This is a genomic window from Micromonospora sp. LOL_024, from assembly GCF_048060415.1.
In the GTDB taxonomy this organism is placed as follows: domain Bacteria; phylum Actinomycetota; class Actinomycetes; order Mycobacteriales; family Micromonosporaceae; genus Micromonospora.
Map to the genome: position 1 here is coordinate 83,449 of NZ_JBHMIS010000015.1, position 18,969 is coordinate 102,417.

Sequence of the window (18,969 nt, forward strand, 5' to 3'; positions counted from 1 at the left end):
CGGCAGGTATGCCTGTCCGTCAGGAAAGCGGCGGGTAGGCGTTGCGCATCAGCTCGGCGAGCTGCGCCGAGAACCAGGCGCCCGAGATCGGGGCGTCCGGCAAGGCGCCACTCCGGTTGTTGCCGTTAAGGGGGTTACCGGTGTAGGTCGGGTCACACATCCGGTCGAAGCCCTTGCCGTCGTTGTTCGGGATCTCGCGGCTGGAGCCGTCCGACTCACCCGGGGGCTTGATCCAGACGTACGCGTCGATACCCGACGCCGGCGCGGCCGTCGGCCGCTCACCCAGACCGGCGCCGGACTGGTTGCACCAGTTGCCCTTGTGGATGCGGCGGTCGATCCGGCCACCGTCCACGTAGGCGTCCACGCTGGTCGTCGGGCCCGCACCGGTGGGCCGGGCGCTGCCGCCCCAGCCGTTACGGGAGGTGTCGATCAGCATACCGATGCCGTTGTCGAAGCCCTGCCGGACGAGTTCCTGGCGGAACGCCTGGGCGAAGGACAACTCGTCGTTGTACTGGTTCCAGTCGATCCACTTCGACTGCCGCACCGACTGCCCGTTCACCGAGTCGGTGACCCGCGCGTACGGCTCACGCAGGGCCGAGTAGTTGGCCGTGTTGACGATGAAGCCGTGCACGTGGGCGGCCGTGGCGCCGGAGGCACGTGAGGCATCCCGCAGGATCTGGGCGGTCGGGGTGAAGTTGCTGTCCCAGCCGATCCAGCCGTGGTGCGCGGCGTCGATGTAGTTGTAGACGTTCGGGATCGCGCCCAGCGTGGCCAGGGCGTAACCGACACCCTGCACGTACGCCCCGTTGGCCTTGACCGTGTCGCACATCGCGGTGCCGCCCGGTTTACCCGAAGTGTTGGTCACCAGGTTGGGCAGCGAGTCGATCTCGATGATGTTGATGATCCGCAGGTTGCGGTACTTCGCGTCACGCTGGATCGCCGCGATCGGGTCGATGTACTGAGCCTTGTACTTGGGTAGCTCGTTCGGGCCCAGCTCACCGTTGGAGGCGAGCGCCGCGCAGTCGCGGCCGGGCAGGTTGTAGATCACGACCTGGATGTACTGGGCGTTCTGGCGCAGCGCCTCGTCCAGGTGGTCACGCAGGCCCATCGGGCCGTTGGACTGGCTGTTGTCGGTACCCTCGATCGCCGCGATCCGGTCCAGCCAGACCCCGGTCGGGGTGTTCGAGATGCGGCTACCGCCGCTGACCGACTCGGCCTTGGCCTTCCACTCCGGGTTCACGTAGCCCCGGGCATTCACGTAGGGGTTGTCCACCTTGTTGCCGGGCGGCGCGGTGGTCGGCGGCGCGGTGGTCGGCGGCGCGGTGGTCGGCGGCGCGGTGGTCGGCGGCGGCGTGGTGGGCGGCGGGGTACCGCCGTTGCAGGCCACCCCGTTGATGGTGAACGAGGTCGGACGGGGGTTGCTGCCGCTCCACGAGCCGTTGAAGCCGATGCTGGTGCTCGCACCGGTGGCCAGGGATCCGTTCCATGACTCGCTCTGCGCGGTCACGTTGCGGCCCGACTGGCTCCACCGGGCAGACCAGCCCTGCACCAGGCGCTGGTTGGCGTCCGGGAAGGTGAAACCGAGCGACCAGCCGTTGAGCGCGTCGCCGATGTTCCTGATGGTGATGTTGGCGGTGAAGCCGCCCTGCCAGTCGTTGGTCGTGTAGGCGACGTCGCACTGCGTCGCCGCGTGTGCCGCGGTGACCGGAAGCGTCACCAAACTGCCCGCGACCAGCGCGCTCGCGCCGGCCAGCGCGACAGCCCGGCGTCGGCCGGACAGCCTTCTCCACACATTCATGCCACTGATCTCCTTGGGGCGAGACCGGATCCGCGTACGGCCCGGCACGTGGCCCGAGCGGCGTCCTGGACGGACGACCGTCGGTGCCAACGGGATTCTTCGGGAGCGCCCGACCCGGACGGGCGTTGGTGGTGGTACGTCGACCGGATCAACGGTCGGCGGCAAGGTGGTCGTCCGGTAACGAACCGGCTGCCCTCGAACACCAGCCTTGTGCGGTGAGGCCCCAGCACCGCGTGCAGCGATTCTTGCATGGGAGCGCTTCCATGGCAATGGTTCGATGTTTTCAAAACCCTACCGGACAAAAGCGCCACCTCGACGACCCGGCACCGGGATGGTGGGGCCAGACCACGCGGACCGCCCGGCCGACCCCAGGTCCGGACAGGCAGGCACGGCTCGGCCAACTGGCCCACCAGAACCCGCAAACCGAACTAATGCCAGAACGCGAATTTTTCCCTTCATAGGTCATGAAACGGTCTAACGTCGGATCTGGCTCGGTTGTAGCCGGCCGCAGGACAACCAGGGATGGAGTGACACAGGTCATGGCTAACAAGATGCTGGGGAAGGTCGTTGCGGGTGCTGCCCTCGGCGGCGCCTCCCTGCTGGTGTTCGCGCCGGGAGTCGCGTTCGCCGACGGCCACCCGGACGCCGACGAGGGCAAGGTCTTCGCCAAGCCACACGCCGTCAAGGCCGGCGAAGAGGTCAGGTTGGTGCAGCTCTGCCCGGAACCGCAGGACCACCCGTTCGTCTGGTCCAAAATCACCGGCAAGGTCGAGCTCAAGCCGGCCGACGAGGGCGGGGACCGCGGCGGCCGGGGCGAGGAAGGCGGCACCGCCGAGTCCGGTAGAGACTGGGCCGACAACGGCGGCGGGAAGGGCCGGGAAAACGGCGACGCAGGCGAGGACTGGAAGGGCGGCGACCGGCCGCAGCCAGCCGACAGTGCCGGCGGTGGCGCCGCCGACGGTGGCGAGGACTGGAAGGGCGAGGAGCACGGTCAGGACGCCGAGGGTGCCGCCGACCGGAAGGACGGTAGGGGCCACAAGGACGACTGGCAGGGCCACGAGAGCGAGAACGACGGCTGGACCGGCGAGGAGTCCGAGAACGGCGGCTGGTCGGGTGAGAAGCGCGACTGGGCCGCTGGCGAGGAGTCCGGCAACGGCCACCGCTGGGAGCACGAAAAGGACTTCGTCTACTACGGCGAGGCCCACGTCGCCGAGGACGCCGAGCCCGGCACGTACGAGCTGGATGGCTCCTGCGGCACCGGCGAGCTGGTGGTTCTGCCGCACGGTGGGGTCGACGGTGGTGACGGCGGCGTGGCCACCGGCACCGACCGGGGCCTGGCCACCGCCGGCGCGAGCCTGGTCGGCGCGGCCGCCCTCGGCGGGCTCGTGCTGATGCGCCGCCGCAGGGCCGATGAGTTCGCGGCCTGACGCGACGGCGAGACGGGCCGACGGCCGCCACGGTAGACCGTGGCGCGCCGTCGGCGCCGCCGTCGTCGTCCTGGTCGCCATGGTGGGCTCCGGGATGATCGGCGCAGCCCTGCAGACCACTGAGGCCGACCGCCCGCCCCAGCCGACGGCGCGGGCCGGGGCGGGCACGTCCGATCCCACGCTGACGGCCCCGTTCGAGGACGCTGACCTCGACGGCGCGGAGTCGACACCGGCGGGCCTGCCCCGCTCCGCGCCCAGCGCCATCAGCATCCCCCGCATCGGCGTCGACGCCCAGATCATCGCGCTCGGCACCAACCCCGACGGCACGGTCGAGGTGCCTCCGCTCGAGAAGGCCATGTTGGCCGGCTGGTACGAGCCGGGGCCGAGCCCGGGAGAGCTGGGAAACGCCGTCATCGTCGGGCATGTGGACTCGGCCGCGATCGGTGCCGCAGTCTTCTTCTCCCTCGGCGCCCTGCAACCCGACGACTCCATCACCATCAGCCGCACGGATGGCACGGCAGCCCACTTCCAGGTGGACTCGGTGGCCTCCTACCCGAAGGACGCCTTCCCCACCGACCAGGTGTACGGGCCCGCCAACCGGCCCGGGCTGCGGGTCATCACCTGCGGCGGCGTCTTCGACGAGACGTTGGGCGACTACCCCGAGAACGTGATCGTCTTCGCGACCCTGGCGGACTGACCCACCATCACGACGCGGGGCCCGGCGCACCCGCCGCCGCACCCCGCGTCGTCGACCATGCAGTTGGGGCTGCCCGCGAAGGCGGACCGGTCAGGTGGCGGCGGAGGTCCGGACGAGGGTACGGATCTGGCGGAGCAGCACTGAGAGGGCTGCCAGATCGGCGCGGGACTCGTCGAACTCGCCCATCGCCCGTTGGGCCCGGTGGATGGAGGTGGCGTTCGACTGCTCCCACTGCTGCACCCGGTCGTACGGAGCAAGATCCTCCGGCGTGGCTTCGAGCACCTCCGCGGTGAGCGCGGCCAGCGCGGCGTACAGGTCGTAACGCAGCGCCATCCGGGCGAGTGTCTGCCACCGGTCCTCGCGGGGCAGCAAGGAGATCTTCGACAGCAGCGAGTCGACCCGGAACCGGTCGGAGAGCACGAAGTAGACCGAGGCCACCTCGCCCACGTCCCGCCCGGTCTGGGCGGCCGTCTCCACCACGTCCAGCAGGCCGAAGCTGTACATCAGGCGGGTGCTCCGCTCGGCCAGCTCCCGCGGCACGCCATGCGCGCTGGTCGAGTCGATGTGCGCCGCGATGGCGTCCCGCTCGGTGCCGTAGAAGAGCGTCTCCAACCGTGGCAGCAGGTGCGCCACCCCGTCGCGCAGTCGGGCGATCTCCGTGGGCACGTCGATCGGCGAGCGACGGTTGGTCACCAGCCAGCGCACCGCCCGGTCGAGCAGTCGCCGGGTGTCCAGGTATACGCCCGTCTGCAACTGCGGGTCGATCCGGTTGTCCAGCGCCTCGACCGCGTCCCACAGTCGGCGCAGCCCGAACACCTCGCGGACCACCACGTACGCCCGGATCACGTCCGCCGCCGGCACGGCGGTCTCCTCGACGACCCGGAAGACGAACGAGATGCCGCCCCGGTTGATCGCCTCGTTGACGAGCACGGTGGTCACGATGTCGCGGCGCAGCCGGTGCCGGCCCATCCGGTCGGCGAACCGCTCCCGCATCGGCGTCGGAAAATAGTTGACCAACACCTCGTTGGTCCACTCCTCGTCGGCCAGGCCCTCGGCGAGGATCTCCTTCTCCAAGGCGATCTTCACGTAGGCCAGCAGCACCGCGAACTCCGGTGCGGTCAGCCCGGACTCGGCGCGTACCGCCAGCTCCTCGTCCGGCGGTAGCGCCTCCAGCGCCCGGTCCAACGTCCCGGATCGCTCCAGCTCCGTGATCATCCGGCGGTGCACGGGCAGCAGCGACGTGGCCTGGGCCTGGGAGTTGTTGATCGCCCGGGCCTGGTCGTAGTTGTCCCGAAGCACCAGCTCGGCGACCTCGTCGGTCATCCGGGCGAGCAGCTCGTCCCGCTCCGGAACGGTCAGCTCACCGTCGGCCACCGCGGTGTTCAGCAGGATCTTGATGTTCACCTCGTGGTCGGAGCAGTCCACCCCGGCCGCGTTGTCGATGAAGTCGGTGTACATCCGGCCGCCCGCCTGGGCGTACTCGATCCGGCCCTGTTGGGTGAAGCCGAGGTTGCCGCCCTCGCCGACCACCCGGCAGCGCAGGCTGCGGCCGTCCACCCGGATCGCGTCGTTGGACTTGTCGCCCACCTCGGCGTTGGTCTCGCTGGACGCCTTGACGTACGTGCCGATGCCGCCGTTCCAGAACAGGTCGACCGGCGCGGTGAGGATGGCCTTCATCAACTCCTGCGGGCTGAGCTGCTCGACGTCGTCGTCCAGCCCCAACACCGCCCGGACCTGCGGCGACACCGGCACCGACTTCGCCGTACGTGGGTAGATCCCACCACCGGCCGAGATCAACCCGGAGTCGTACTCCTCCCACGTCGAGCGGGACAGATCGAACAACCGCTTGCGCTCGACGAACGACGAGGCCGCGTCCGGATCCGGGTCCAGGAAGATGTGCCGGTGGTCGAAGGCGGCCACCAGCCGGATGTGCTCCGACAGCAGCATGCCGTTGCCGAACACGTCACCGGACATGTCGCCGACGCCGGCCACCGTGAAGTCCTGACTCTGGGTGTCATGGCCCATTTCCCGGAAGTGCCGCTTGACCGACTCCCAGGCGCCGCGGGCGGTGATGCCCATCCTCTTGTGGTCGTAGCCCGCCGAACCGCCCGAGGCGAACGCGTCGCCGAGCCAGAAGCTGTGCTCGGTGGAGATCCCGTTGGCGATGTCGGAGAACGTCGCGGTGCCCTTGTCCGCCGCCACCACCATGTACGGGTCGTCAGCGTCGTGCCGGACCACGTCCTCCGGCGGCACAATCTCACCGGCCACGATGTTGTCCGTGACGTCCAGCAACGCCGAGATGAACTCCTTGTAGCAGACGACGGCCTCGTCCCGGTCGCCTGGGCGCTGCTTGAGCACGAAGCCACCCTTCGCGCCCACCGGCACGATCACGGCGTTCTTCACCATCTGTGCCTTGACCAGGCCGAGCACCTCGGTGCGGAAGTCCTCACGCCGGTCCGACCAGCGCAGGCCGCCCCGGGCCACCGGGCCGAAGCGCAGGTGCACGCCCTCGAACCGTGGCGAGTACACGAAGATCTCGAACTTCGGCCGCGGTGCGGGCAGCTCGGGGATCGCCTGCGGGTCGAGCTTGAAGGCCACGTACGGCTTGGGTCGCCCGCCGACCGGCTTCTGGTAGAAGCTGGTGCGCAGGGTGGCCTGGATCAGGGTCAGGTACGACCGCAGGATCCGGTCCTGATCGAGGCTGGCCACGTCGTCGAGCGCCGCGCTGATCTCGGTCACCAGTTCGGTACTGCGCCGCACCCGCGCCTGCGCGTCGTACCGGCCCGGCTCGAACCGCGTCTCGAAGAGCTGCACCAGCAGCGCGGCGATGCCCGGGTAGGCGATGAAGGTCGACTCCATGTAGTCCTGCGAGAAGACGGTGCCCGTCTGGCGCAGGTACTTCGCGTACGCCCGTAGCACCACCACCTGGCGCCAGGTGAGCCCGGCGTGCAGCACCAGCTCGTTGAAGCGGTCCACCTCGGCCTCGCCGCGCCATGCCGCCGCGAAGGCATTCTCCACGTGCGGGCGCACCTCGGCCAGCTCCTGGTGCCCCTCGGGCAGCCGCAGCCCGAAGTCGTAGAGCCAGATCCGGCCGTCGACGCGCTCCACCTCGTACGGGTGCTCGTCGACCGCCTTCACGCCGAGCGAGTGCAGCACCGGCAGCACCGCCGAGAGCATCATCGGTTCGCCGTAGCGGTAGACCTTGAACCGCACGTCCATCGACTCGTCGACGTCCGGGCCCCGACCGACGACACGCGGCGCCAACTGCTTGCGGAACAGGTGCATCTCCAGCTGGCCGGGCTCCTCCAACAGCTCCAGCTTGGCCAGGTCCTTCATCGCCTCGTACGGCGTGTGCCCGTCCTTGTAGCCCTCCGGGAACGCGTCGGCGTACCGGCCGAACAGGTGCTTGGCCTGCTCGTCGCCGAGCTTGCGCTCCAGCACCAGCCGGTAGTCGTCGTCCCAGAGCCGGGTGGCGTCGGCCAGCTCCTCGGCCAACAGATCGGCATCGATCTCTCCGGGTGGGCTGGTCGGGTCGGTACGCACGATGAAGTGCACCCGGGCCAGCATCGACTCGGTCACCCGGGTCGTGTAGTCCACCCCCACGCCGTTCAGCTCGCGCAGCAGGATGTCCTGCATACGCAACCGGTTCTGGGTGGTGAACCGGTCCCGGGGCAGGTAGATCAGGCAGGAGATGAACCGCCCGTACGCATCCCGGCGCAGGAACACCCGCAGCTGCCGACGGCCGGCCATCCGCAGCACTCCGATCACCGCGTGGTACAGGTCGTCAGTCTTGATCTGGAACAGCTCGTCGCGCGGGTACGTCTCCAGGATCTGCATCAGGTCCTTGCCGGAGTGACTGCGCAGGCTCAGGCCCGAGCGGTCCAGCACCTCGGCGACCTTGCGCCGGACCACCGGCAGCTCCTGCACACTGGTCCGGTACGCGGCCGTGGAGAACAGGCCGAGGAACCGCCGCTCGCCGACCACCTCGCCGCTCTCGTCGAAGATCTTGAAACCGATGTAGTCCAGGTACGCCGAGCGGTGCACGGTGGCGCGCGAATTCGCCTTCGTGATGATCAGCAAACGCTTCTCGGTGACCTTCTCGTGCGCCTCCGGCGTCATCGACGACAGGGCACGGGCATCCGGCGAGTCCTGCCGCAGGATGCCGAGCCCGGTGCCGAGCACCGCCTCCAACGCCGGGCCGTCGCCGGCCGCGTCCGGCAGGAGGCGGTACTCCCGGTAGCCGAGGAAGGTGAAGTGGTCGTGGGCGAGCCAGCGCAGCAGCTCCACCGAGTCGGTGATGTCCTTCTCCGGCACCGGCGGGCGATTGTCGCTGGTGCGCGCGGCGGCCAGCTCGTCGGCGAACGCCAGAGCCCGCTGGCGCATCTTCGGCCAGTCCTCGACGGCCTCCCGCACGTCGGTGAGTACCCGCTGCAACTCCCGGCGCAGGTTGTCCCGTACCTCCGGGTCGCGGACCGGGTCGATCTCGATCCGCATCCAGCTCTCGACCAGGTCACCGGAGATCGCGTCGTCCGGTTCCACGTCGGCGGCGACCTCGACCAGCCGACCCAGCGGCTCCCGGCGTACCACGACCAGCGGGTGTACCAGCAGGTGCACGTCCAGGTGGTGGGTGTTGAGCAGGGCGGTCACCGAGTCGACCAGGAACGGCATGTCGTCGGTGACGATCTCGATGACGCTGTGGTGCTGCTCGGCGTCGGGTGAGTGGATCCGCAACTTCAACTCACCCGGCACCCGCTGCTGGGCGAGTTCCCGATGCGCGCGGGCGGCGTCGAGCATCTCCTCCGCGGTGAACCCGATCAGCTCCTCGTCCGGCGCGAACCGCCAGAAACGACCCACCAGGGTCGCCGCGTCGTGGTCGTCGTCGGCCAACGTCACCGCCTGCGCCACCAACCGCTCGGCGTTGGGCACCGGCTCGTCGAGTTCGGCGTCCTCCACATCGTCCGCCAGCGCCTCCGGCGGCAGACCCAGGTCGTAGAGGGTGTCGATACTCGAACCGGTCATCCCGGTCACTCCTGTGTCGAGTCGGCCGAAGCCGTCCCCGTCGGTCGCCGTGTCGAAGCTGTCGTCCCGGCCGGCGTCAGCCTGCCGGACGTCGGGTCCCGGTTTGATCGCCGGACGCCGGTCCATCGGTGCCACTCCCCTCGACCCACAGCGCTGTGGGTCACTCTGCCGCCAAGCCTAGGCCGACCGACAGGTTCCTCCATCGGTGGACCACCGGCCCGGCGTCCGGATCTGGCGACGTCGTCCTTTCACCCGTTGCGGTACGAGGTTCGGCCGGGTTCGGAGTACCCCGCTTGATGTTGTTCATCACACCGTCATCGGATCGTCTTTCGTCGGCCCGTGCCGGACCGGGACAGTGCCGCAGGCGTCGGCGTACTAGCGTGCGGAGAGCAGCCCGAGCAGGAGGAATACGCCCCCGATGCACCTTCCACAACGAGCACGTCCCAACAGGTCGCGATTCGCCGCCATCGCCGCCTGCCTGGTCGCCGCGACCAGCCTGGTCGCCTGCTCCGGCGAGGACGGGCCGCAGCGCAGCGTGGACCGCTTCCTGGCCGGCTGGCCAACGGGCGACCTACAGTCCGTCGGCTTCGTCGACCCGACCGGCGCCAAGATCGCCGCCTCCGACGTGTCCCGGGAGATCAAGGACCTCTCCGGCGAGCTGGCCGGCACGCCGCCGACCCTGAGCCGACAGGGTGACCCCGAGGTGGTCCAGAACACCGCGACCGCCACGATCCGGGTCGAGTGGACGTTGCCGGGCGAGACGACCTGGACGTATGACCGGCCGGTGCGACTCACCCAGGGCGGCGACGACCAGTGGCAGGTCATCTGGGAGCCGCAGATCGTGCAGGAACAGCTCACCCGGGGCGACCGCCTCGGGCTCAGCCGGGACCCCGCCGAGCGCGGCGCGGTGCTCGACGGTGCCGGCGAAGCGATCGTGGCACCACGACCGGTAGTTCGGGTCAGCCTGCACCCCCGCGATGTGGTCGACGTCGACGCCGTGACCCGCGAGCTGGACGAGGCGTTCCGGGCGATCCGACCGGCGATCACCCCGCCGGTCGACCTCAGCAACCTGGCGAAGCAGCTCGGCCAGGCCGACCCGGACGCGCTGGTCGAGGTGGTCACCCTGCGCGACGAGGCGTACCGGCAGATCAAGCCACGCATCTACGACCTGCCGGGGACGAAGTTCCACGCCGAGAAGCTGGACCTCGCCCCCACCCGCGAGTTCGCCCGGGCGGTGCTCGGCACCGTCGACCCGGCGCAGGCCGACGACCTGGCCAAGTTCCCCGAGCGCTACCTGCCGGGCGATCTGGTCGGGCACGGCGGATTGCAGGGGCTGTGGGACGAGCGGCTACGCGGCGTGGCCGGGCTCAGCGTGATCGTCAACAGGCCGGGGCCGGACGGGACGCTGGAGCCCACCGGCACGGAGGTGTTCCGGCGCGAACCGCAACCCGGCCAGCCGCTGCGAACCACCCTCGACGTGGCCGCCCAGAACGCCGCCGACCAGGCACTGCGCGGGGAGCGCAAGCGGTCCGCGCTGGTGGCCGTACGGGTCAGCGACGGCGCGGTGCTCGCCGCCGCCAACGGCCCCGGCGCCGCCGGGGAGAACCTGGCCTTCACCGCACAGGTGCCACCGGGCTCCACGTTCAAGATGGTCAGCGCTCTGGGGCTGGTGGAACGCGGCGCGGTGACCCCCGAAACGACCGTCGACTGCCCCAAGACACACATCGTCGACGGACGCTCGTTCAAAAACTCAAACGACTTCGCGCTCGGTCCGGTGCCGTTCCGGACCGACTTCGCCAAGTCCTGCAACACCGCCTTCACCGCGCTCGCGCCGAAGCTGGGCCCCGACGGGCTCGCCGTCACCGGCCGGACCCTCGGCCTGGAGGGGCAGTGGAACGTCGGGCTGAACGCGTTCACCGGAAAGATCTCAGCGGGCGGTGGCGCCACCGAGCAGGCCGCCGCCGCGATCGGGCAGGGTACGACCCTGGTCAGCCCGCTGGCCATGGCGACGGCGACCGCCGCGGTGGCCAAGGGTGGCTTCATCGGGCCGAAGCTGCTCCTGGACCCGGCCCCGGAGCCGGCGGTTGAGCCGGGCCAGGAGTTGAAGCCCGAGGCGGTGGCGGCGGTGCGGGAGATGATGCGCGAGGTGATTGTCAGCGGCAGCGGCAGCGCCTTGCAGGACGTTCCAGGCGAGCCGGTGCACGGCAAGACCGGCACGGCCGAATACGACAACAACCCGAAGAACACCCACGCCTGGTTCGTCGGCTGGCAGGATGACGTGGCGTTCGCGGTGTTCGTGGAGGAGGGCGGCTCGGGCAGCGGCACGGCCGTACCGATCGCGGAACGCTTCCTGCGCGCCCTGTCCCGCTGACTCCAGGTCGGGGCGAAAACTGACTCGGTCCGTCCTCGGCGGGCTGCTCGCCGCCACCGGCAGTGGGCCGGATGCCGCCGTACCGGCGGAACGCTTGTGGGCGGGTCAGGCGGACAGACCGCCCGACGCCGTCGAGGAGCGGGAACCGCTCTCCCCGACGGCGTGGGCGTCGTCCTCCGCCGGGCGGCGGGGGTCAGGTGGTTCGGCCGACCCGCCGGCACTCGGATCCGGCACGCCGGCCGCCACACCATCCAGGTCCGCCGCGTCCGGGCGGCGCAGCGCAGCTGGCCCCGTCGAGAGGGTGACCGCACGCGGATCCGGTCCGGACGAGGCGGCCAACTGGTGTGGCTCCGGGCCGGCGGTGCTGTCTGTCGGCCCGCCCGGCTGCCGGCGCGCGGGCACCGGGCCATCCGGCGGCTTCGGACGCAACCGCGACGCCAACGGGCCAGGCAGGTCGGCGGGCTCGGGGCGGAACCGGGGCGGCACCGAGCCCGGAGCGGTGACCGGACGCAGACCAGTCACCACGGTGTTGACGATCTCGGCGGCGTACGCGCCGTCCGGGTCGTAGTCAGGGTCAAACACGGTCAGCTCGACGCCGAGGCAGTGCGGAGTGTCGACCAGGCCGGCGAGCAGGATCTCCAGCTCGGCGAAGGCGATGCCCCCCGGGTCGGGGGCGTCGACCGCCGGCATCACAGCCGGGTCGAGCACGTCCACGTCCACGTGCACCCAGTAGCCGGCGCAGTCGGCGAGCTGCTCGTGCGCCCACTGCGCCGTGCGGGCCGCCCCTTCGGCGCGCAGCGCCGGCACCGGTCTGGTGACGATCCCCGCGGCCTGAAGGTCGAGCCGGTACTCGTCCTGGGCACGGATGCCCAGCACCACCACGTCGATGTCCCGGAAGTAGGGACGCCGCCCCTCGATGGCCGCCAGGTCGGCCTGGCCCCGTCCGGTGACCAGAGCGAGGTCCTCACCGGCCGCCGCGCCCACGTACGAGGCGTTGCCGGGGTGCCGGAAGTCGGAGTGGCCGTCGACGAAGATCAGACCGATCCGACCGCCGACCGCCTCGCCGAGCCGATGCATGGCCAGCGCCGAGCCGAGCAGCACCGAGCAGTCGCCGCCGAGCACCACCGGGAACTCCCCCCGATCGATGATCGCGCTGATCCGGTCGGCCAACGCCGCGGAGTAGTCGGCGATCTCCCGCGCGTGACAGACGCCGTCGCCCGGCCGCCAGTCACCGGCGTCATAGCGGGGCGGGGTCAGGCAACCGGCGTCGCGGGCCCGCAGTCGGGGCAGCAGGCCCTGGTCACGCAGCGCACCGGGTGCCTTCCCGCAGCCCGGCACCGAGGTGGGCGTGGGCGGGCGCAGGCCGAGGTTGGTCGGTGCGTCGAGGACGGCGATCCGGCGCATCGTGGGCTCCCGTCCTCGGGTGTCGGGGCGGGCCGGCGGCACGCCGGCCCGCGCTGGCGTGGCAGGTGGATCAGAACAGGGCGCTGGCCAGTGCCCGCCGCGCCGAGGCGACCGCGGGATCCTCCGGCCCGGCGATGGTGAACAGGCCGACGAGATGCTGTCGGATCTTCTCCCGGTCCTCGCCGCTGGTGCGCCGGACCAGCCCGACCAGTCGCTGGTACGCCTGTTCGGCCAGGCCGCTGAGGACCTCGATGTCGGCGGCGAGCAGTTGGGCGTCGACATCGTCGACATCGGTCGCCGCGGCGGAGAGCGCCGCCTGCGGGTCGACCCCGGCCACCCGGCGGGCGAGCCCCACCTGGGCCAGGCCGGCCTCGGCCGCCGCGTCCGCCGGGGTCTCGGCGAGAATCTTCCGGTACGCCCGCTCGGCGGCGTCCAGGTCACCACTCATCAGGGCGTCGTCCGCCTCGTCGAGTCGCGGGTCCTCCGGCTCGGCCACCGCCACCCCGCCGGCCTTGAGTACCGCCTGGATCCACTGCCGCAGCTGTGGCTCGGGCACCACGCCGGAAAAGGCGTCCACCGGCTGCCCGCCGACCACGGCGTACACCATCGGGATGCCCTGGACGCGGAACATCTGCGCGAGCCGCGGGTTGGCGTCCACGTCGACCTTGGCGAGCAACCAGGCTCCGTCGCTCTCCCCGGCCAGCCGCTCCAGCAGGGGGGAGAGTTGCTTGCAGGGCTGGCACCACTCGGCCCAGAAGTCCACCACGACGGGTGTGGTCAGCGAGCGCTCCAGGACCTCGGTCTGGAAGGTCGCTTCGGTCACATCGATGACGGCGGCTCCACCGGCGTCCCCACCGGGCAAACCGGCTGGGGGACCGGCCTGGGTGGGAGCCGGGGCGGGACTGGGTGCAGGGGTGCGCAGCGCGCTGAGGTCGACCGCGCCGCGGGTGAAGATCGACGAGGTGATCCGTGGGTCGCTCATGGTTATCTAGTCTCGCACGCGATTTGCCGAACTCAGATCAGCCACGACCCGCCCAGTTGCCACTGTCACCCCTGCCCAGCCGCCCTCCACACCGACGCTGGTCAGAACCGTGCCGGCTCGCGGTAAACGCCCCATTCGGCGCGCAGCGCGTCGCAGATCTCGCCGAGGGTGGCCTCGGCCCGGACGGCGTCGAGCATGGCGGGGATCATGTTCTCCCCGGTACGACTGACCGCCACCATCGTCTTCACAGCGGCCCGTACCCGGGAGTCGTCCCGGCCGCTCTTGCGCTCGGCGAGCACCCGGCGCTGCTCCAGCTCCACCTCGTGCGAGATGCGCATGATTTCCAGCTCCTTGGCGACGGTGCCGGTGTGGCAGTTCACGCCGACAATCTTTTTGTCGCCCTTCTCCAGCGCCTGCTGGTACACGAACGCCGACTCGGCGATCTGGCCCGTGAACCAGCCGTCCTCGATACCGCGCAGGATGCCGGAGGTCATCGGACCGATGGTGTGCGGGCCCTCGCCGCCGAGCACGCTGATCCGCGCGAAGATCTCCTCCGCCTCGGCCTCGATCCGGTCGGTGAGCGCCTCGACGTACCACGAGCCGCCCAGCGGGTCGGCCACATTGGTCAGCCCGATCTCCTCCATCAGCACCTGCTGGGTACGCAGGGCGATCTCGGCGGAGGAGTCGGTCGGCAGCGCGAGAGTCTCGTCCAGGGCGTTGGTGTGCAGCGAGTTGGTCCCGCCGAGCACTGCGGCCAGCGCCTCCACGGCGGTGCGTACCACGTTGTTGACCGGCTGCTGGGCGGTCAGCGACACGCCGGCGGTCTGCGTGTGGAACCGCAGCCACAGCGCCTTCTCGCTGGTGGCGCCGTAGACGTCGCGCAGCCAGCGGGCCCAGATCCGGCGGGCGGCGCGAAACTTGGCGATCTCCTCGAAGAAGTCGACGTGCGAGTCGAAGAAGAAGCTCAGCCCGGGGGCGAAGACGTTCACGTCCATCCCGCGGGACAGACCCAGCTCAACGTAGCCGAAACCGTCGGCGAGGGTGTACGCCAGCTCCTGCGCGGCGGTCGAGCCGGCCTCGCGGATGTGGTAGCCCGAGACCGACAGCGGCTTGTAGCGCGGGATCTCGGCCGCGCAGTACTCCATCAGGTCGCCGATCAGGCGCAGGTGCGGCTCGGGGTCGAAGAGCCACTCCTTCTGCGCGATGTACTCCTTGAAGATGTCGGTCTGCAGTGTCCCGTCCAACGCCGACGGGTCGGCGCCCTGCCGCTCGGCGGCGACCAGGTACATGCAGAACACCGGCACGGCCGGGCCGGAGATGGTCATGCTCGTGGTCACCCCGGCCAGGTCGATGCCCTCGAAGAGCACCTCCATGTCGGCGGCGCTGTCCACCGCCACCCCGCAGTGGCCCACCTCGCCGAGGGACTGCGGGTCGTCGGAGTCGCGGCCCATCAGGGTGGGCATGTCGAAGGCCACCGACAGGCCGCCGCCCCCGGCGCCGAGGATCATCTTGTAGCGCTCGTTTGTCTGCCGGGCGTTGCCGAACCCGGCGAACTGCCGGATGGTCCAGGTCCGCCCCCGGTAGCCGGTGGGATGCAGGCCACGGGTGTACGGGAACTCGCCCGGCCAGCCGATCCGCTCGAAGCCCGGGTAGTCGGTGCCTTCCGGTGGCCCGTAGACCGGCTCGACGGGCGTCCCGGAGAGCGTGGTGAAGTCGGCATTCCGCTTGCGCGCGGCGTCGTAGCGGGCCTGCCAGCGGGCCCGCCCGGCAGCGATCTCGTCGGCGTTCATCCCGGGCTCCTCCTCGAGTCCTCGACTGACGTCGAGTGTAGGGCCCGCTCCTGAACGATCGGTAAGGCGGCTCGTACTGCTCGGTAACCTGAGCTGCCCGGACTCAGGCGGGCGGATAGTCGATCGCCACGTCGTCCACCCGAATGTTGATCTCGTCGACCTGCAGCCCGTACGCCTCCACCGCCTGCGTCACCCCGGCCCGCACCGCTGAGGTCACCTCGGGCACCGGATGCCCGGCGCCGATCACGATGACCAGGTTCACCACCGCCGCGCCGTTGGTGACGTGGGCCGAGCAGCCCCGTCGGGCGTCGCCCATCTCGTCCAGCCCGACCCGGTCGAGCACCGCGTTGAAGAAACGAGCGATGTCGCCACCCAGCTCGACGACGCCGGGCACCGCCTTCGCCGCGGCCACCGCGATCTTCTCCACCACCTCGTCGGAGATGTCCGTCCGACCACCCGCCACGGCGTCCGGCGTCATCTGCAACTCCTGCGTCGTCTCGTGGTCCACGGAACCCCCAGCGCTCGTCGCATCGCCCGCGCATCAGCGCGCCGGTGCGAGCGTAACCGCCGGAGGCTGTCCGCAGTGGACCGCCGCCGGGCCTACCCGGAGAGCTGGGCCAGCAACGCGGCGGCGGCGGCGTACGGGTCGCTCGCCCCGGCCGCCACCTCGGCGGCGAGCGCCGGCAACTGGGTACCGTCGCGCAGCGAACCGATCCGGGCGCGGAGCACACCGAGCGCGATCGCCTCGATCTCGGCGGCGGCCCGCGCCTCGCGGCGGCGGCGCAACTCGTCGTGCTCGACCAGCCAGCCACGGTGCTTGTCGACCGCGGCGGCCACCTCGTCGATCCCCTCGGCACGGGTGGCGACCGCCCGGACCACCTGCGGACGCCACTGGCCCGGCCCGCGCTCGCCGAGCGCGATCATGCCCTGGATGTCCCGGACGGTCGCGTCGGCGCCGTCCCGGTCGGCCTTGTTGACCACGAAGATGTCGGCGATCTCCAGGATGCCCGCCTTCACCGCCTGGATCGCGTCGCCCATGCCCGGCGCCAGCAGCACCAGCGTGGTGTCGGCCAGCGAGGCCACCTCGACCTCGGCCTGCCCGACGCCGACGGTCTCCACCAGCACCACGTCACAGCCGGCGCCCTCCAGCACCCGCACCGCCTGCGGGGTGGCCGCCGAGAGCCCGCCGAGGTGCCCCCGGCTGGACATCGAACGAATGTAGACGCCCGGATCGGTGGCGTGGTCCTGCATCCGCACCCGGTCGCCGAGGATCGCGCCGCCGGTGAACGGGCTGGACGGGTCGATGGCCAGCACGCCGACCCGGTGGCCCCGGGCCCGCAGGGCACGCACCAACTCGTTGGTGGTGGTCGACTTACCCACCCCGGGGGAACCGGTCAGGCCGACCACCTGCGCCCGGCCGCTGAACGGCGCGAGCGCCGCGGCGATGCCCGGCACCGTCTCGTCGCCCGACTCGACCAGGGTGATCAGCCGGGCCACCGCCCGTGGGTCACCGTCGCGGGCTCGCCGCACCAGCCCGGGTACGTCGCGGCTACGGCGCACAGATCCGCTGGCCGCGGCGGGAGCCCCGCCGGTCGACTCGCTGTTCGTCGCGCTCACTGATCACTTTCGGCGGCGGCCGGCACATGGATGATCAGCGCGTCGCCCTGACCTCCGCCGCCGCAGAGCGCGGCCGCTCCGGTGCCGCCACCGCGCCGCTTGAGCTCCATCGCCAGGGTAAGCACCAGCCGGGCGCCGGACATGCCGATCGGGTGGCCGAGCGCGATCGCGCCGCCGTTGACGTTGACCTTGTCGGGGCTGATCTCCAGATCGCGGATGGACTGGATACCCACCTGGGCGAACGCCTCGTTGATCTCGATCAGGTCGAGGTCGGAGATGCTCAGCCCGCCCTTTCGCAGGGCGTGCTGGATGGCGTTGGCCGGCTGTGAGTGCAGGGAGTTGTCCGGGCCGGCCACGTTGCCGTGCGCCCCGACCTCGGCCAGCCAACTCAGGCCCAGCTCCTTCGCCTTCGCCTTACTCATCACGACCACGGCCGCCGCGCCGTCGGAGATCGGCGAGGCACTGCCCGCGGTGATGGTGCCGTCCTTCGCGAACGCCGGGCGGAGCTTGGCCAGGGAGTCGGCGGTGGTGTCCGGCCGGATGCCCTCGTCCTCGCCGATCACCAGCGGATCGCCCCTGCGCTGCGCGATGGCCACCGGGGTGATCTCCTCGGCGAAGTGCCCGTTCTTCTGCGCCGCGGCGGCTCGCAGGTGGCTGGTGGCGGCGAAGGCGTCCTGCTCCTGGCGGCTGATGCCCCGGGCGCTGCCGTGCCGTTCGGTGGATTCGCCCATCGAGCAGCAGTCCCACGCGTCGGTCAGCCCGTCGAGCGCCATGTGGTCCTTGATCACCACGTCGCCGTACTTGTAGCCGGCCCGCTGGCCGAGCAGCAGGTGCGGGGCGTTGGTCATCGACTCCATGCCGCCGGCGACCACGATGTCGAACTCGCCGGCCCGGATCAACTGATCGGCCAGGGCGATCGCGTCCAGGCCGGAGAGGCAGACCTTGTTGATCGTCAGGGCCGGTACGGACATCGGGATGCCCGCCTCCACGGCCGCCTGCCGGGCGGGAATCTGCCCGGTGCCGGCCTGGAGCACCTGCCCCATGATCACATATTGCACCTGGTCGGCGGCGACCCCGGCCCGCTCGAGGGCCGCGGCGATGGCGACGCCACCGAGCTTCGTCGCCGGTAGGTCTTTGAGGTTGCCGAGCAGCCGTCCCATCGGGGTCCGCGCGCCGCTGACGATCACCGAAGCCATACCTGCCTCCGAGGGGATGCCGAACTGTACGCCTTAACGATTGTTCGGCCAGACTAGCGCCATGCCTGAGAACTCCCCCGCCGAGCCCGCTGCCGACTATGTCACAGACATCGGCCTGCGCCGCATCGACCACGTCGGGGTCGCGGTGGCCGACCTCGACGCCGCGATCGACTTCTACCAGCGGACGTTCGGCATGCGCTGCGTGCACGTCGAGACCAACACCGAACAGGGCGTCCGCGAGGCGATGCTGGCGGTCGGGCCGAACACCGAGGGCGGCTGCGTGCAGCTGCTCGCGCCGTTGACCGCGGAGTCGACGATCGCGAAGTTCCTGGACCGAAACGGCCCCGGCGTCCAGCAGGTGGCGTACACGGTGACCGACATCGACGCGGCCTGCGCGGCGTTGCGCGACCGGGGCCTCCGGTTGCTCTACGCCGAGCCGAGGCGGGGCACCGCGGGCTCACGGATCAACTTCGTCCACCCCAGGGACGCCGGTGGCGTGCTGGTGGAGCTGGTGCAGCCGGCCACCGGGCCCTGACCCCACGCACTTCTTTCACATCGGACGCCCAACCAGGGCAAGGTAGGCGTACGCTACCTCGCGCCCGAGGACTGACCCGGCGTCCGCGACCCCGGGCTACCCTCCTGGCACCTAGACGCCATCAGCCGGTTCC

The 18,969-nt window shown here is 70.7% G+C and carries 11 protein-coding genes and 1 pseudogene; 4 read left to right on the forward strand and 8 right to left on the reverse strand.

From position 1 onward, the window contains the following. Positions 1-19: 19 nt before the first annotated feature. Positions 20-1,798 carry a glycoside hydrolase family 6 protein gene (locus ACFHWY_RS17195; RefSeq protein WP_416581203.1) on the reverse strand — a complete coding sequence of 593 codons (1,779 nt, stop codon included), beginning with the start codon at positions 1,796-1,798 and terminating at the stop codon, positions 20-22. 539 nt (positions 1,799-2,337) lie between these two features. On the opposite strand from ACFHWY_RS17195, the gene ACFHWY_RS17200 reads away from it, so the two are divergent. Together ACFHWY_RS17200 and ACFHWY_RS17205 are read left to right on the forward strand one after the other, a co-directional pair. Beyond that, the gene (locus tag ACFHWY_RS17200; protein ID WP_416581204.1) at positions 2,338-3,225 is read left to right on the forward strand and encodes a hypothetical protein; all 888 of its coding nucleotides are present in this window, start codon (positions 2,338-2,340) and stop codon (positions 3,223-3,225) included. Further along, on the forward strand, positions 3,209-3,922 hold the full coding sequence (locus ACFHWY_RS17205; RefSeq protein ID WP_416581205.1) for a class F sortase: 714 nt from the start codon (positions 3,209-3,211) through the stop codon (positions 3,920-3,922). Before ACFHWY_RS17200 ends, ACFHWY_RS17205 begins: the two co-directional genes overlap by 17 nt. 90 nt (positions 3,923-4,012) lie before the next feature. On the opposite strand, the gene ACFHWY_RS17210 is transcribed toward ACFHWY_RS17205, so the two are convergent. Continuing rightward, positions 4,013-9,067 (reverse strand): NAD-glutamate dehydrogenase, encoded by a 5,055-nt coding sequence (locus tag ACFHWY_RS17210; protein ID WP_416581206.1) that lies wholly within the window; start codon positions 9,065-9,067, stop codon positions 4,013-4,015. Between the two features lie 292 nt (positions 9,068-9,359). Between ACFHWY_RS17210 and ACFHWY_RS17215 the strand changes: the two genes are divergently transcribed. Further along, positions 9,360-11,312: a penicillin-binding transpeptidase domain-containing protein gene (locus ACFHWY_RS17215; protein WP_416581207.1), complete on the forward strand. Its 1,953-nt coding sequence runs from the start codon at positions 9,360-9,362 to the stop codon at positions 11,310-11,312. Between the two features lie 467 nt (positions 11,313-11,779). On the opposite strand, the pseudogene ACFHWY_RS17220 reads toward ACFHWY_RS17215, so the two are convergent. From ACFHWY_RS17220 to ACFHWY_RS17245, 6 genes and pseudogenes are all read right to left on the reverse strand, one after another. Continuing rightward, positions 11,780-12,716 (reverse strand): annotated as a pseudogene (locus ACFHWY_RS17220) (arginase family protein); the annotation flags it as partial. A 70-nt stretch (positions 12,717-12,786) separates the two neighbouring features. After that, positions 12,787-13,698, reverse strand: a complete 912-nt coding sequence (locus ACFHWY_RS17225; protein WP_416581208.1) for a tetratricopeptide repeat protein — start codon at positions 13,696-13,698, stop codon at positions 12,787-12,789. A 101-nt stretch (positions 13,699-13,799) separates the two neighbouring features. Continuing rightward, positions 13,800-15,488 carry an acyl-CoA mutase large subunit family protein gene (locus tag ACFHWY_RS17230; RefSeq protein ID WP_416581209.1) on the reverse strand — a complete coding sequence of 563 codons (1,689 nt, stop codon included), beginning with the start codon at positions 15,486-15,488 and terminating at the stop codon, positions 13,800-13,802. A gap of 103 nt (positions 15,489-15,591) precedes the next feature. Next, positions 15,592-15,996, reverse strand: coding sequence for an Asp23/Gls24 family envelope stress response protein (locus tag ACFHWY_RS17235; RefSeq protein ID WP_416581210.1), 405 nt, complete (start codon positions 15,994-15,996; stop codon positions 15,592-15,594). A gap of 92 nt (positions 15,997-16,088) precedes the next feature. Beyond that, positions 16,089-17,105 carry a methylmalonyl Co-A mutase-associated GTPase MeaB gene (gene meaB / locus ACFHWY_RS17240; RefSeq protein ID WP_416581211.1) on the reverse strand — a complete coding sequence of 339 codons (1,017 nt, stop codon included), beginning with the start codon at positions 17,103-17,105 and terminating at the stop codon, positions 16,089-16,091. Then, on the reverse strand, positions 17,102-18,301 hold the full coding sequence (locus tag ACFHWY_RS17245) for an acetyl-CoA C-acetyltransferase (protein ID WP_416581212.1): 1,200 nt from the start codon (positions 18,299-18,301) through the stop codon (positions 17,102-17,104). Before ACFHWY_RS17245 ends, meaB begins: the two co-directional genes overlap by 4 nt. 61 nt (positions 18,302-18,362) lie before the next feature. Here ACFHWY_RS17245 and mce point away from each other — a divergent pair, with 61 nt between their 5' ends. After that, positions 18,363-18,836, forward strand: coding sequence for a methylmalonyl-CoA epimerase (gene mce, locus ACFHWY_RS17250; protein WP_416581213.1), 474 nt, complete (start codon positions 18,363-18,365; stop codon positions 18,834-18,836). The last annotated feature ends 133 nt before the right edge of the window (positions 18,837-18,969 follow it).